General features: G+C 68.6%; 9 protein-coding genes and 1 pseudogene. 2 read left to right on the top strand and 8 right to left on the bottom strand.

Annotation, left to right across the window (positions count from 1 at the left end; genetic code table 11):
* Positions 1-20: 20 nt before the first annotated feature.
* From ACZ4Z5_RS17450 to ACZ4Z5_RS17425, 6 genes and pseudogenes are all read right to left on the bottom strand, one after another.
* On the bottom strand, positions 21-2,369 hold the full coding sequence (locus ACZ4Z5_RS17450; protein WP_468263281.1) for a tyrosine-type recombinase/integrase: 2,349 nt from the start codon (positions 2,367-2,369) through the stop codon (positions 21-23).
* Entirely contained in the window at positions 2,369-2,680 is a 312-nt protein-coding gene (locus tag ACZ4Z5_RS17445; protein WP_468263776.1) for a tyrosine-type recombinase/integrase, read from the bottom strand. The genes ACZ4Z5_RS17450 and ACZ4Z5_RS17445 overlap by 1 nt, the downstream gene beginning before the upstream one ends.
* Before the next feature lie 27 nt (positions 2,681-2,707).
* Positions 2,708-3,601 carry a tyrosine-type recombinase/integrase gene (locus ACZ4Z5_RS17440; RefSeq protein WP_468263279.1) on the bottom strand — a complete coding sequence of 298 codons (894 nt, stop codon included), beginning with the start codon at positions 3,599-3,601 and terminating at the stop codon, positions 2,708-2,710.
* Between the two features lie 47 nt (positions 3,602-3,648).
* Entirely contained in the window at positions 3,649-4,209 is a 561-nt protein-coding gene (locus ACZ4Z5_RS17435) for a hypothetical protein (protein WP_468263276.1), read from the bottom strand.
* Between the two features lie 163 nt (positions 4,210-4,372).
* Positions 4,373-4,732 (bottom strand): annotated as a pseudogene (locus tag ACZ4Z5_RS17430) (IS110 family transposase); the annotation flags it as partial.
* Positions 4,733-5,691: 959 nt separating this feature from the next.
* Complete coding sequence (locus ACZ4Z5_RS17425) at positions 5,692-6,405, bottom strand: hypothetical protein (protein WP_468263273.1); 714 nt, start codon at positions 6,403-6,405, stop codon at positions 5,692-5,694.
* A 1,074-nt stretch (positions 6,406-7,479) separates the two neighbouring features.
* Between ACZ4Z5_RS17425 and ACZ4Z5_RS17420 the strand changes: the two genes are divergently transcribed.
* Both ACZ4Z5_RS17420 and ACZ4Z5_RS17415 read left to right on the top strand, forming a co-directional pair.
* Positions 7,480-8,076, top strand: a complete 597-nt coding sequence (locus tag ACZ4Z5_RS17420) for an HD domain-containing protein (RefSeq protein ID WP_468263270.1) — start codon at positions 7,480-7,482, stop codon at positions 8,074-8,076.
* A 381-nt stretch (positions 8,077-8,457) separates the two neighbouring features.
* On the top strand, positions 8,458-9,486 hold the full coding sequence (locus ACZ4Z5_RS17415) for a hypothetical protein (RefSeq protein ID WP_468263267.1): 1,029 nt from the start codon (positions 8,458-8,460) through the stop codon (positions 9,484-9,486).
* Positions 9,487-9,596: 110 nt separating this feature from the next.
* On the opposite strand, the gene ACZ4Z5_RS17410 is transcribed toward ACZ4Z5_RS17415, so the two are convergent.
* Both ACZ4Z5_RS17410 and ACZ4Z5_RS17405 read right to left on the bottom strand, forming a co-directional pair.
* Positions 9,597-10,061 (bottom strand): hypothetical protein, encoded by a 465-nt coding sequence (locus ACZ4Z5_RS17410; RefSeq protein ID WP_468263264.1) that lies wholly within the window; start codon positions 10,059-10,061, stop codon positions 9,597-9,599.
* A 688-nt stretch (positions 10,062-10,749) separates the two neighbouring features.
* Positions 10,750-11,967: a hypothetical protein gene (locus tag ACZ4Z5_RS17405; protein ID WP_468263261.1), complete on the bottom strand. Its 1,218-nt coding sequence runs from the start codon at positions 11,965-11,967 to the stop codon at positions 10,750-10,752.
* Positions 11,968-12,978 lie beyond the last annotated feature (1,011 nt).

Genomic DNA, 12,978 nt, shown 5'->3' with positions numbered 1-12,978 from the left:
ACGCTGGTCAATGTGATTGTTCAGCTGAGGGAGCCGGGTCCGCTCTCTCCCCGCCGGGCCTGCCTCCGAAGGCGGTCGGCCTGCTTCTTCTTGTCGTTGATGTGCTGCAGGCTCTCCTTCAGGGCGGCGACCTCTCCCAGCCACTGCATCCTCTGGGCCTCTTCGAGCCGTTGATGCGTGTTGGCTTCGATCTCCAGCAGTCGGGGCACCTGGGCGAGGTCGAGACGGAGCATCGGGCAGCGGACGCAGGCGTTTTCATGCTGGCAAGGGGTCCCATAAGGCCGGTCACAGGTACCGAGCGCGACCTTGCGCAGGCTGAAGTGGTCACGGAAGTCCTGCCACTCGGTGTTGCTGGGCTCTCGGTACTCCTCGCTGGGACGGTGGGTTCGGCGCTGGTCGATGAACTGCCGGTAGTGGCGGATCACCTCTTCGGGATAGACGGCGACGTAAGCCTGAGTGGTGTTGAGATCGAGGTGGCCAAGGAGCTTCGCGGCGATGTGGATTGGCAGGCCGCCGTTGACCGTCTCGGTCGAGAAGATTCGGCGGAAGTCGTGCGGCGTGAACCTCAGCGGAGTCCCGTCGACGTCGACGATGCCGGCCCGCATCGCATGGTTTGTGAGGAGCTCGCGAATCCGGTTTGGGGAGATGACCTGGAGCCGGTGCTGGGACAGGCACTGGAACAGGTGCGGCAGCGGCGGCCCGAAGACCCGCTCGTAGCCGTCGTACCGGGTCAGCAGCGGCACCCTCTCGCCGGTGCCCTTGATGCGGCGAATGATCCGGGCGAGGACGGCGACCAGGTCCGGGTCGGCGGGGATGACGCGCTCGCGGTCGGTCTTGGATGGGCTGATCTGCAGTAGCGGCACTGTTTCGCCGGTGGGTGCCTGGTACTGACGCAGGCTCAGGTGGGTGAGCTCCAGGAGTTCCTCGATCCTGGCCCCGGTGCGTCGCAGGACCTCGATGCTCGCCCAGGTCCAGAAGGCGTTGTTCTCCTCGCATTCGGCATCGAACCGGGGGCCGGACTCGTCGACCGGGGCGAGGAACAGTGCTGTGGGGCGCCAGTGGCTGCCGTTGCGGCCCGTGCGTCGATAGCGCGAGCCCTCGACGGTGAACTCTTCTCCCGGTGTCGCCGAGCGGGCTGCCTGTAGCAGGAGCGTGGCGTGCTGCAGTCGTGCCTCGGCAGCGCGGACGAGCTGCGGCAGGACGGGGACCAGGGTGCGGGTGCGCTGCTGCATCCGTGCCTGCCGGTGGCGGGTCTCCTTGATGTAGCCGCGGATGTCGGCCTCGCTGATCGGGCAGGGTGCGGCCCAGGCCGCCCAGCGGGCCGGGTCTTCCATCGACCACTGTGAGAGGTCCAGGTAGAAGGAGCGGACGGCCAGGAAGACGGCGTGGGCGGTGCGGCGCGGTCGCCCGTCGGGCAGGACCCGGACGCGTTGTTTCCAGGCATGGGCGACCTCGTCGGGCAGATTGAGCGAGGAGATCGCGGGGTGGTGGCGTTGCAGGTCGCCCCAGAACAGGTCGGCCAGCATCTGGGCGTGGTTGACCAGGGAGCCGTAGTCCAGGACGGCGGATCGCTCGGCGATGTAGTGGACGAGCACGTCGCGGACCGCGCGGTTGGTGATGGGGTGGCGGTCGATCAGCTCGGCGGGGGTGAGCTGGCCACGGGCCTGGGCCTCGCGCAGGGTCGGCGGCGAGTCCTTGAGCCCGCCGACGGAGCGGAGGATGTCGTAGGCGAGGGGCAGAGCCGTCACCGTGCGGCCGTTGGCCCGACGGGCCCGGGCGTAGTCGGTGAGGTCTTCCAGGTCGAAAGCCAGCAGGTCCTTGCCGGTGGCGATGCTCATGCGGGTGAGCACGTTCAGGGCATCGGTCGCGTGCTCGTCGCAGCGCTGTCCGCCGACGTGCTGTGCGAGTTCCGCGAACAGCGCCGGCTGGTTGTGTCGACGGTAGGCGTCGTAGACGCCCAGGAGGCGGCTGCCGAAGAGCCAACTGTAGGAGGGCCGGATCGCCTGGAGGACGATCAAGGTGCCGAGACCGGCGGTGAAACGCGACCGGGTGCCCGCGCTGAGTCCCTGTGGTCCCCAGCCGGAGCCCAGCTCGTCGGAACCGCTCAGCAGCCATCGGTCCTGCCAGGTGTCGGCGGGGAATCCCTCCAGCCAGTCGAAGATGCGCGTCAGCGAGAGCCGCTGGCGCCACAGGTTGCGGCCGGTTGGCTCGATCAGCAAGTTCTCGGCCAGGCGGGCCAGTTCATCGCGATGCGCCTTCTCCCGTCCGCTGCCACGGGTCGTGCTCCTCGGTTCGGGCAGCACGGTGGTGAGGATGGCGGGGTCGCGTGGGCTGGGCGGGGTGCGGGCGACGCGCCCGTGCCGGGTCATCAGCGGTTTCCGAATACATCGGCGAGGTCGTTCGGGTCATACGTCCAGCCGGTCAGCGGCCGCGGCGGCGGCTTGGGGCGGGTGTAGTGCTCGTGGACCTTGGTGATGACCTCGTCGGTCCTGGGCCGTAGGTAGGTGCTGGTTGTGGTGATGCGCCGGTGGCGCATCACCTGCTGGGCGTCGACCAGGGTGACGGCCGGGTCTTCGATCAGGCGCAGACACAGGGTGTGTCGCAGGTCGTGCAGCGTGATGTTTGCCCCGATCCGGGCGTTGATCCGGTTTAGCACCGCTCGCAGGGCGGTGTAGGTCAGCGGGCGCGTCCGTCCGCGCAGGGTCCACTACACCGGCTCGTCCGGGGCGGGCCGGTGGCCGTCCTGGGCCAGGTCACCGAGGTAGAGGGCCAGCCAGGCGAAGGCTTCCGGGGAGGCCGGGCATGTTTCCTTCGCCCCGCCGAGGCCCTTGGTCTGGACGTAGATCCGGCCCTCGCCCGGGTGGATGTCGCCGATCGTCATGCCCAGCATCTCGGCGGCCCGTGCGCCGCTGGACAAGAACATGGAGAACAGTGCCCGGTCGCGGTGACAGCCCAGCGAGGTAAACAGGTCTTCGACGACATCGTCGGGGACAGCACGGGGCTCGCGGTGGGCCTGCTTCTGCCGGTAGGCGCCACGACGGTGCAGTCGGAACGGCTCCAACGGGTTGTGATGCGCCTCCAGCCGGCGCCCGTCACGGGACTGCGGCGGCACCGGGGAGACCACGGGCCCCTGCCCGGTCTGCAGATGGTGGTCGTAGAACGCCGCCAGCACCGACACCGCGTGGTTGATGGTTGCCGGAGCATAGCCCGACCTCAGGTACGGCTTGCCGGTGCGCGCGTTCAGCGATCCCGGCACGGGTGCATCCGGTCGGTTCCGGTCCCGCGCCGGGTTGTGGCACGTCCGCAGCCAAAGGACGAAGTCGCGTACGTCCACTCGTTTCGCACGGCTCCATTCCACATCCACTGCCGCGAGGAAGCGGAACCATCGCAGACGGTCAAAGGCATAGGAACGGCAGGAAGCTGGAGTGTTGCCGCAGGCCAGCAACTCCCGCAGGAACTCGTTTGCCGGCGTGATCGGCCGGCCCGCCCCGTCGAGAACCACCCAGGGCAGCGTGGCGGCACCGGTCGCCTCCACTCTGCCGACCCGGGCCACCACCAGCCCAGTCACCTCGCGTTCCGCCGTCACCGCAGCGTGATCCATCACGTCTCCGTCTCGTCGGGAACATCCCGAACGGAGACTCCTCGCCCTCACCGAGCCAACACGTAGGACACGCCGATAGTGCGGTCAACGGGTCGGTGCACCGCCTTGCCCGAGTAGGCCAGACGCAGGGCGAAGACGAAGCACTTCGTCCGTTCGCCCGCAAGATCCACCCATGCCTCACCGAAGTCGACCTCGGCATCCATGCCCGGCTGGTTGTGGCGGATCACGAACCCCGCCGCCGGTGCCGCCCCCGCAGCCTCGGCGATCTCCCGACGCCGACGGGAGACGTAGTCCCAGACCGTGGTGTAGGCGATCTCCGCCCCGCACTCCTGCCGCAGCCGGTTCAAGATCCGCTGGACCGTGTGCCGCTGCTTCGGCGGTGCTTCCAAGTCCCCCAGCAGCCACTCGTCGATCGTCTTCTTGAACGGATCCAACCTGGGCGAGGGCCGTACCGGGGTCTTCCGCGGCCTGGGCACCGGCGACGCCAAGGCTTCGCGTACGAGCCGGCGGTGCACGCCGTACTTGCGGGCCAGCGCCCGCATCGACAGCCCCTCCTGCCACGAGTCACGGCGGATCCGCAGGAACAGCTCTTCCCTCGACAACTCCATCCGGCATCGCCCCCACACGGTGGCCCGCCACGACCGTCCCACCGCCCGCCGCCCGGTGGGGCCAGATCAGACCGGAACAACCCCCGAACGCTCCCGTACGCCCCCGGGGGTGGGGCCAACTCAAGCCGGAAAGTGGAGCCGAATCAGAGCGTTAATGCCACTGTGGCAGGGGCCGGTGGGCGTGCATGTCGGTGCGCAGGATGTTCGCCAGGACCAGGGTGTCGCCGGGGTCCGATTTCTTGCGGGAGACGGAGTGGCGGTCGCGGTAGCGGGCGGCGGCCATCGGGTTGATCGCGAAGACCTGGCGCCTGCCGGTCCGCAGCACGGCGACCAGCAGGCCGCGGGAGGTCTCGATCGCGATCGGGGCTTCTTCCGTGTCGCCGTACTCGGCGAGCAGGTCGAGCAGCAGCTGGTAGCCGACAGCGTCGTCGGTAATACGCCGTTTGGCGAGCAGCTCGCCGCTGTCGTCGACTAGAGCGACGTCGTGGTGGCGCTCGGCCCAGTCGATTCCGCAATAGATCAAGTTGTTCCCTCCCTCAGGCGCGGGTGTTTGCGCTGGTCACGAGCGCATGCGGGCCACGCAGCGACCTAATTCCAGGACTCAGCCGCCGGGGCTGGTCCGACACCTCATCAGCCGTGTTCGTGGCACCAGCTCACCTCACGGGCCTCGGTCTACTCGGGAGCTCGAACCGGCTCAGGTATTTCAAGAGGTCACCGTGCGGAGGGCTCGCACCACCAACTCCAACGAGTGATCAAGCCGACGGTTGTTGACGGGCTCGAGGGGCGATCGCCGCCGCTCTGGTAGGAGGCGTCGAGGCCAGGCCTTTTACGGGCGTCCGATCGACTCTCGCGGGCCCGTCAACTTCCGCCTCGGTGGTGGCGGCCGCGAGAACGTCGAGCGCCGCCGTTCTCTGGGTAGGTCTCGCATGGACCAAGTCGCGTGAAGACATCCGCTCGACGCCCACGCGACCGCCACCACCGCAAGCACTGAGGCCGTGCACCGGTCTATCCGGAGGCTTTCATCAGCCGGAGTGGCAACAGATGTCACGATCCTCGTGCTCGAACAGAACCAGCAGAACCACCTGGGGGGTGGGTGATGCTGGATCCGTCCCGACCGGCGGGCCCCGTCAGGGGCCGGCCTCAGCCCGGCGGGGCAGCCCCCAACGGGGGCTGCGCCCAAGCCGGCCAACGGCCGGCCCCACGCCGGAGAGTGCCTTGTGCTGCGCCGTCGGCCGGCGCTCTCCGCCTCGCCTGCCGAAGGCGAACCGTGCCCGAGTATCGCGTGACCTGGGAGATCGATCTGAACGCGGCCGACCCGGTCGAGAATGCCGCAACGGTTCGCGCATTTCTCAGCGTGCTGTGAGGGGGAGGGCGTTCGCCGGTATTCCGGGTCCGGTGGCTGGGGCGGGACCGTTCGTGGCGAAGGTTCCTGTCGAGGGGGAGCCTCCGACGGTCTGCGGCCGTCCCTGTGCGGGGCTGGTGTCAGGTGTGCCGTTGCTGTTGCTGTGCTGTGAGTTGGGTGCGTGCGTGTTTGACGGCGCGTTCCCATTTCCAGGTGGGTTCGTTGTGGCGGGCGGCGAGGTGGGCGGCGGCGCCGCGGTGGTAGCCGCCGTGTTCTTGGAGGTAGGTGAGGGCCTGGTTGATGCGGGCCTGGGTTTGGGGGGTGGGGCCGCGCCGTTGCCGGGTGCCGGGTGGGCGGCCGGAGACGCTGGTGTTGTCGCCGGTGCGCCGTTGGTCGTAGGCCTGCAGGTCGCTGCGGCGGAAGGCGGGGATGGGGCGGCCGCTGGGGCCTTGCACGGTTCCGGCGGGCTCGGGGAAGTAGCCGGGGCTGGCGGTGAGGTATTTGCGGATGACGCCGGGACCGGCGAACCCGAACCAGTCGGCTGCCTGGTTGATGGAGACCAGGTCGCCGGGGTCGCCGTCGTACAGGGCGGCGTCGGTGGCCAGCAGCCGCCGCTGTTTGCGCTGCTGCAGCGCGGTGTGGAAGGTCTCGAAGGCCTCGAGGTCGTAGTAGTCGACCCGGTCGATGGTGACGGCCTTCTCGGGATGCCGGGCGTCTTCGGGCTGTTCGTGCCGCTTGGCGTACCACAGGTTCACCGTCGGCCGGCTCGCCCCGGTGTGCTCCGTCATCCAGTCACGGCTGACGACGGTGCGCCCTTCATGGACCCGTTGCCGCGGGTACGCTGGTTTGGTCACAGCCGGAACCTCGCTCTCTCGTCCTACACTGAACGGCACTCCCTCCCGTGGTGGGTTGGAGCCGGTGGCCGGCAGGCCTTCGGCCGGGGTTGCCGCCCTGGGCCGTCACCTTCACCGGTGCTTCCTGCCGGCCATCACCACACCGGCAACAACCGACACAGCTAACTGTGCTCCATGCGGCTCCAGAGGGTCAACCTCCCCCCGGCAGCCCCCCAACTGGGCAGCACAGCACCTGCGCGCCTTCCCCGCCGCCCGGACGTGTTCCCCAGGCGACGGCCGCAACCGCCCCGGCGCGGACCCGGCACCGCGGCTGCCCAGGCGCCGGCAGGCGCCCCGCCCCTGCACCCCCTTGCCCAGCCCCATCCCGGCCCGCAACAGGGCCCGCCCACTCGCCCGCACCCTCACGCTCCAGCGCCCCGGCAGGGGCCCGACCCACAACTGGCACGCAGCCCCCGACAGCCGCCAGTGATTACGCCGTAATCACCCCGACGTGCTTCAAGCGCCAAAGAGGCTGCCCCAGCCCGGGACAACGGCCCGGCCCGGACCTTACTGAAGAAAGGGGCCCGGGCTGCCCTGTGTGCCGTGCCGGCCTGAAGGTGCCCGGTGCCGGGCATGTTTGCTGCACGGTCGCCCGGCTGCCCGGAACGCTGTGGCAATGGAGGCTCCTCTCACAGGCTGGTCGGTGCCGTGGCGGGTGCCAGGGGGAGCTCCTGCTCCGCCAGCCGGGTACTCAAGCACCGGCTCGCAGACGCCCGTCAGGCCCGCGAGACCACCGAGCGGGCGTCCGTCGCCGGCCGCCCGCGCTCATGCCTTGACCCTCTCCGACGGTGGCGGCTCGCCCCGCCCGCTGCGCCCGGTCAGGCTGGGGGGCGTCTGTGCGGCGCGGCAGATGGTGCCGCACAAGGCGGGCCTCACAGCACCACTGCGGCGAGCCCCCTCGTCCTAGCGCCGAGTGGAGGGCTTGCTCGCACCCCACTTCCCCTGCCGGCCGGGCGGCTCCGCTCGGCCCGGGCGCGCAGCTCCGGGCCGAAACGGTCGCTGATCTTCAGGTCGCCCCGCTGCTACCCTGCCGGAATGAGTATTCCGACGACGGAAGAAATCCGCGCTCTCCACGAACGCTATGCCCCCTCGTCCGAGGCTTTCGACCTGGTGTTCACGCACTGCGAAATCGTGTGGCAGGTCGCGGAGCAGCTTCTGACCGGAATTGCCAGCAGTATCGACCGGGAGCTGGTACGCGCCGGCTGCCTGCTGCACGACATCGGTGTCTACCGCCTTTACGACGACAATGGCGCGCTTGACCACAAGAATTACGTACGGCACGGGCTGCTCGGGCACGAGATCCTCGAAGGCGACGGCCTTCCCGAGGTCCTGTGCCGTTTCTGCTCGTGCCACACGGGCGTGGGCCTGACCAAGCACGACGTGCTGTGCCAGCAGCTCCCTCTCCCGGCCGCCGACTATCTCGCGGTGACTGAGGAGGAGAGGCTGGTGATGTACGCAGACAAGTTCCACAGCAAGACCACGCCTCCGAAATTCCTCACCGCCGACAGCTATGCCGCATACGTCCAGCGCTTCGGCGACGACAAGGTCGACGCGTTCACCACGCTCCGCAAGTCCTTCGGCGACCCCGGCCTTGCGGCGCTGGCAGCCCAGTACGGCCAGGCAGTGGAGTAGGCGACGGCCGGCCGCGGCCGTGCCAGCGCCCGGTGGCTTCGCCGCGCGGCGCGCCCCAGCTCATCTGGGCGCGATCCGCGTTGCACGGCACGATGCGCCCGCGATGGTTTAGGCGACCACTGCCGTCCCCGTGCGGCACGCCCAGCAGCGGTAACGCTTCCCTGCCCCGGAAAGTGATGTTGCCAAGTTGCGGGAACGCCTTGGCGCTTGCTTCAGAGCCGTGGCTGTGCTCTGGGTGACGTACCGAAGACAAGCCGGGCCGACGTGTACAGGCGTCGTGTGTCATTGCCGGACGGGCTTGCGGCAAGCTGTTCGCGTGGCGTCTTCCCAGAGACGTACGGTCTTCGCATAACCAGGACCACGCCGGCCAGACCGGTATCCGTGGAGGCTGTGTTCCCGGACCTGGCCTCCTACCGGGGCCGGACGACCCGGCTGCACCCCAGGCCGGGGCGGCCCGGCATGTGCGACAGCCACGTCGGCGGGCCGATGCTGTGGCCGGACAGCGAGCCGTGGCCGGTCTGCCGCCAACCGCACCAGCCCGAGACCGAGGGGTACGTGCCGGACGAGATCCGCAGCGCTCGGGTCTCGGGCACGTGGCCGCAGAGCCGGCCATGGCCCGGCGTCGGCACGCCCGGGGAGGAGGGACCGGTGCCGTTCGTGGGGCTTGCCCAGATCTTCCGCCGGGACGTCCGCGGCCTGGCGGCCGGCCCTGACGGCGCGGACCTGGTGCAGCTCTTCCGCTGCCCGTTCACCCACGGTCGCTACCTGGAGCGCCGCTACCACCTGCGGTGGCGGCAGGCCGCAGAGACCGAGCGCGCGAATCGGTTCCTTGCCGCTCCGCCCGAAGTACCCCTGCTGCGATGGGAGCACGAACTTCCCCAGCCGTGCGTCCTGCACCCCGAAGAGGTGGACACCTATCCCTGGGCGGAGGACGACACCCTGCCCGCCGCGCTGATCGCCCTCATCGACGCCTGGGACGACGCCCAGACAGCGAAGCACGGCCGCGACGCCTCCAGCTACCAGGGCGGCCTGTCGATCCCGCCCGGCTGGCGGGTCGGCGGCTTTCCCAGCTGGGCGTCGACGGGCCCGATGGACATCGGCTGCGCGTCCTGCGCGGCCCCGATGCAGCTGCTGCTGACCGCTGGGGGCGACGAGATGGACGCCGGCTCGCACAGCTGGTACCGCTGGAAGACCGCGACCTGTCCCTGCAGGGGATGGCCTCGGTCCGGGGCAGAGCCTCCGTTGCCGATCCCACCCGACTCCGCTTCGGCCGGGACCGGGACCTGCACGTCTTCACCTGCCCAGCCGACCCCACACACCCACCCCAGTGGGTGCTTTCCTAAGCGCTTCAAGGCCACGGATCCGGCCAGCGATCCACCGTTGCGAGTTGCCGTCGCGCGACACGCATGAACCCTGTTCCTGCTTCTCGCCGACAATTCCCACAGCAGCCGTCCGCGGTCGTTCCCCGAACCGGCAACAACCGTTTCTCCATATGACCTACGTAGCCACTGGTGCGCTGCTCAGGGCTTTGTGCGCATCAGGCGACGGTGTTCGAAGTCAGCTGTGAGCCAGGCCAGTGCGAGTCCGCCGGCGATGCCGGCCGCGGTCCAGGACTGAGTGACAACGGCGATGATGGCAGTGATGCCGGCGAGGGCGGTGGATGTGTTGGCTCCCGATCGCCATGCCGCCGCGTCGCGCCGGGCTTCTTCTTTGCGGTCGTACAACTGGGCAGCGGCGCACGGGGCGCACAGAGGGATGGCCGCATATCCGGTGCCTCGCTGGCCGATGCCGACACGCGCGACGGAGGCCTCACCTTCGAGGTCGCAGGCGTCGGCCAGGTAGTGCGGATGGGCTATGCGGCAGGGGCAGCCGCAGCCGGGTCCCATCACCCGCTTCAGCAGCTCGAATCCCTCCGGTTCCCATGTGGTCTTGCGGCGGTCGCCCCCGACACCGGGTGCGAGATAGCCGTCGAGGTCCCGTTCCATGCGCCCTCCCCAGTGCCTGTGCGCGCTGAGTGTCCCACTGCCGCGGGCGCCAGAGCGGGGTATCGAGCACTTGGCCACGGCCAGCAGCCGTCGGCGCCCGGAGTACCCCTCACTGGCCCTTCGTTGTGGGACGTGGCTCCGCGGCCTTGGACTGACTGGGGGACGGATCTCTTCACGGAGGCAGAAGCCCGGCGCGGGGCCAGTTTCCGTCTGTCGCCAGAAGCGTGGTGATGACGCTGGGCACGATGGCCTCAGCGTGCGACCTGCGGTGCGAACGCCGGTTGTGCACCGGGAAGCGCGCACCTGCTCCAGGAGCTGCACAGCACCCGTTGGAGGGACTGGTGGCCAGCGAAGTCTTTGTGGCGTCCTGTGCTCACTGGCCGAGTGGGCGCGGCACGGGGTGAGAGCGCCCGCGTGGCGGGCGCGCTGGTGATCTTCTCTCTTTCTTTTCTGTGGGCGGGGCGCTGCGCCGTGTGTGCCGTTCGGCGGTTCGGGTCCGCTTCGCTTCCCCGTACCGCCTGGCCGCGTGCCGGGCTCTCCGCTGCGCTGCGGCCCGGTCCGGGCGCTGCGCGCCAGGGGGTTGACGGCACGCACGGCGCAGCGTCCCCGCCACGGAGCAGCCATCGGGCAGGCAGGCCCACTGCCGGGTGGTGGTGCCCGGGGGAGTCCCTGGGCACCACCGGTCCCGTTATCGGAGGGTGATCACGCTGCCCACGGGTCGTCCCTGGTCAGGGACCCACAGGAACCCTGACCGGTCACTGTCTTTGGGCCACCGGAGGTAGTGCCGGTTGCCGTGGCCGGTCACCCGTCCTTGGTGCGTGGTGCAGAGCTTGGCGGTCTGGCCGCCGTCGAGGAAGCAGCCCCATTTGATGTCTGTCTCCGACGCGATGTTCTCGGCCGCTTCGCTTGGGGTGACGCCCGGGAAGGTGGCCGATCCGGGGCGGCCGTCGAACAGTCTCAGGTGTGTGTGGCCGTCCGCTGTCCCGAAGAGGGCCATGCGGGCAATGCGCCGGTCGGTGAAGCCGGGGTTGTCGCCCAGGGAGAGGTCACGGTTGACGGGGTGCCCGGTGAAGTCGGCGGCGTCGAGGGCGGGCCCGACGGACACGGCAGCCTCCGGCAGGCAGGCGCCCGAAAGGGGGCCGATGCTGGTGATCTGCACCTGGTCGGTTCCGTCGCCACGCACCAGCGAAGCGGGGCAGCGCAGGACGAAGTCCGAGGTGAAGATGTCGAGCTTCCCGCCACGTGCCATTGGCGAGGAGACGAAGTGGCCGAGCGGGATGGCCCGGAAACCGATGTCTACCCAGTCCCTGCCTCCGGGGAGGGCCTGGGTGAACAGCGACCGTTCCACCAGCACCCGCGCTGTACCGGTGACCGCGTCCGGTTCCCGGACGATCTCGGCGTTGCCGTTGCCGTACACGTAGCAGTCCGCGCTGCGCCCGGTGCGCGAGCCTTCCCAGTGCAGGGCAGTGCCGTTGAGGGTGAGCTGCCCGCTGGCAGGCACGTGCGTGACTGAGAGGCGGCCAGCCTGGCATACCAGCGCTTCGCGGTCCGTCACGGGCAGACTCAGCACCCGCGCGTTGCTGACCGCCAGGTTCAGCGTTGCCTGGCGCGGTACGGCAGACGCCCGGTCCGCCAGGAAGAAGAACGCGCAGCTGGCCGTAACCAGTGCGCCCCCGGCCATGGCGTGAACCGGACTGACCCCGGCCGAGACAGACACCGATGCGGCGCCGCGCTCCTGCTTCCAGCTCACGTCGTAGACGTTGGTGAACGCCCCGTCGAGCAACGAAAGGGGACGGACTGTCAGCTGAACCCCGTTGTCCAGCTGACGTGCACTCACCTCGGAGGGACGGTCAATCTCTGACTCCATGTGTGCCGACGCCTCATCGAGCGTCGTGAAGAAGCGCATGAGAACTCCTTCTTCTCAGGGCAGCAAGAAGCTGCCTGATGTGGTGGGTTGAAGTCGGGAGCCGAGGTTGCCGCCTCGCTTTCCGACATAGATAACTCTACTCTCTCAGGGAAAGGGTGGCCGCCTTTTTTGAGTCGAATGATTTGAGCCAACGGTAAGATCGAACCAGGCGTACAGGAGCCCGAATTGGCCATGTGAAACCAACCGGAAAACAGCCCCGAAAGGGGCCTTTTCCTTTTCTGCCCCGTTCTTTCCACCCCTTTGTTTTGCCTTTCCGGCGGCGCTCTGATCCTTTCGCATTTTGTGATGCACCGTCAGGTTTAATTGTTGGTGAGGGGATGTTAGGTGGCGGTGTGGGGAATTATTCGGGCAGGTTCTGCGCCCCATCTGTCGGTATTTTTTATCCCCTGCATTTTCGGCCGTAAGGCCGTATGTGAATTCCTGGGCTGGCCTGTCTGTGCGGGGGAATTCCGACACGTGCCAGAAAGGGTGAGCGGATCGCCCGTCAGGGCGGCAGGGAATCACTCCGCGCCGCGCCCCGGAACGGGGCGGCGGCTCCCGGACACGTACCGCCATACCGGTACCGTCAACCCCACCCCTGCCCACCCGGCCCCGACAGGGGCCCACATACCACCCCGACATCCCGTCACCCTGCCTAGCAGGCAGAGGGCATGAGGACAGAACCCAGACTCTAGCCACGCCCCCGCTACGAAACACCCCCGCACCCCCGGCCCCGGCAGGGGCCCCACCCTCACCCCCACCATGTCCGCCACCGGCGGACATCCCGTCACCCAACACACCATCAAATCCTGCAACACGGGAATTCAAAAACAAAGCATGAAAGGCTTTCAAACCTCACAACCCGAATTGCCGAAAGGCAATTCAACCCCGCCCAGAATAAACCCCGTCAGGGGTTTAACGTAAACCACCCCAAATTCGCCGACAGGCGAATTCCTGCGGAATTCCGCCGAAAGGCGGAATTCAATAGGGAGCTAAAGCTCCCTCCGCCCC

Source organism: Streptomyces sp. NPDC030222 (assembly GCF_055573115.1).
Note: the sequence above shows the minus strand (reverse complement) of the source record. Positions and strands in the feature narration are given on the sequence as shown.

Coding starts and splice junctions, on each gene's coding strand:
- ACZ4Z5_RS17450 (WP_468263281.1), bottom strand. CDS start 2,369: ATGACCCGGCACGGGCGCGTCGCCCGCACCCCGCCCAGCCCACGCGAC.
- ACZ4Z5_RS17440 (WP_468263279.1), bottom strand. CDS start 3,601: ATGGATCACGCTGCGGTGACGGCGGAACGCGAGGTGACTGGGCTGGTG.
- ACZ4Z5_RS17435 (WP_468263276.1), bottom strand. CDS start 4,209: ATGGAGTTGTCGAGGGAAGAGCTGTTCCTGCGGATCCGCCGTGACTCG.
- ACZ4Z5_RS17420 (WP_468263270.1), top strand. CDS start 7,480: ATGAGTATTCCGACGACGGAAGAAATCCGCGCTCTCCACGAACGCTAT.
- ACZ4Z5_RS17410 (WP_468263264.1), bottom strand. CDS start 10,061: ATGGAACGGGACCTCGACGGCTATCTCGCACCCGGTGTCGGGGGCGAC.
- ACZ4Z5_RS17405 (WP_468263261.1), bottom strand. CDS start 11,967: ATGCGCTTCTTCACGACGCTCGATGAGGCGTCGGCACACATGGAGTCA.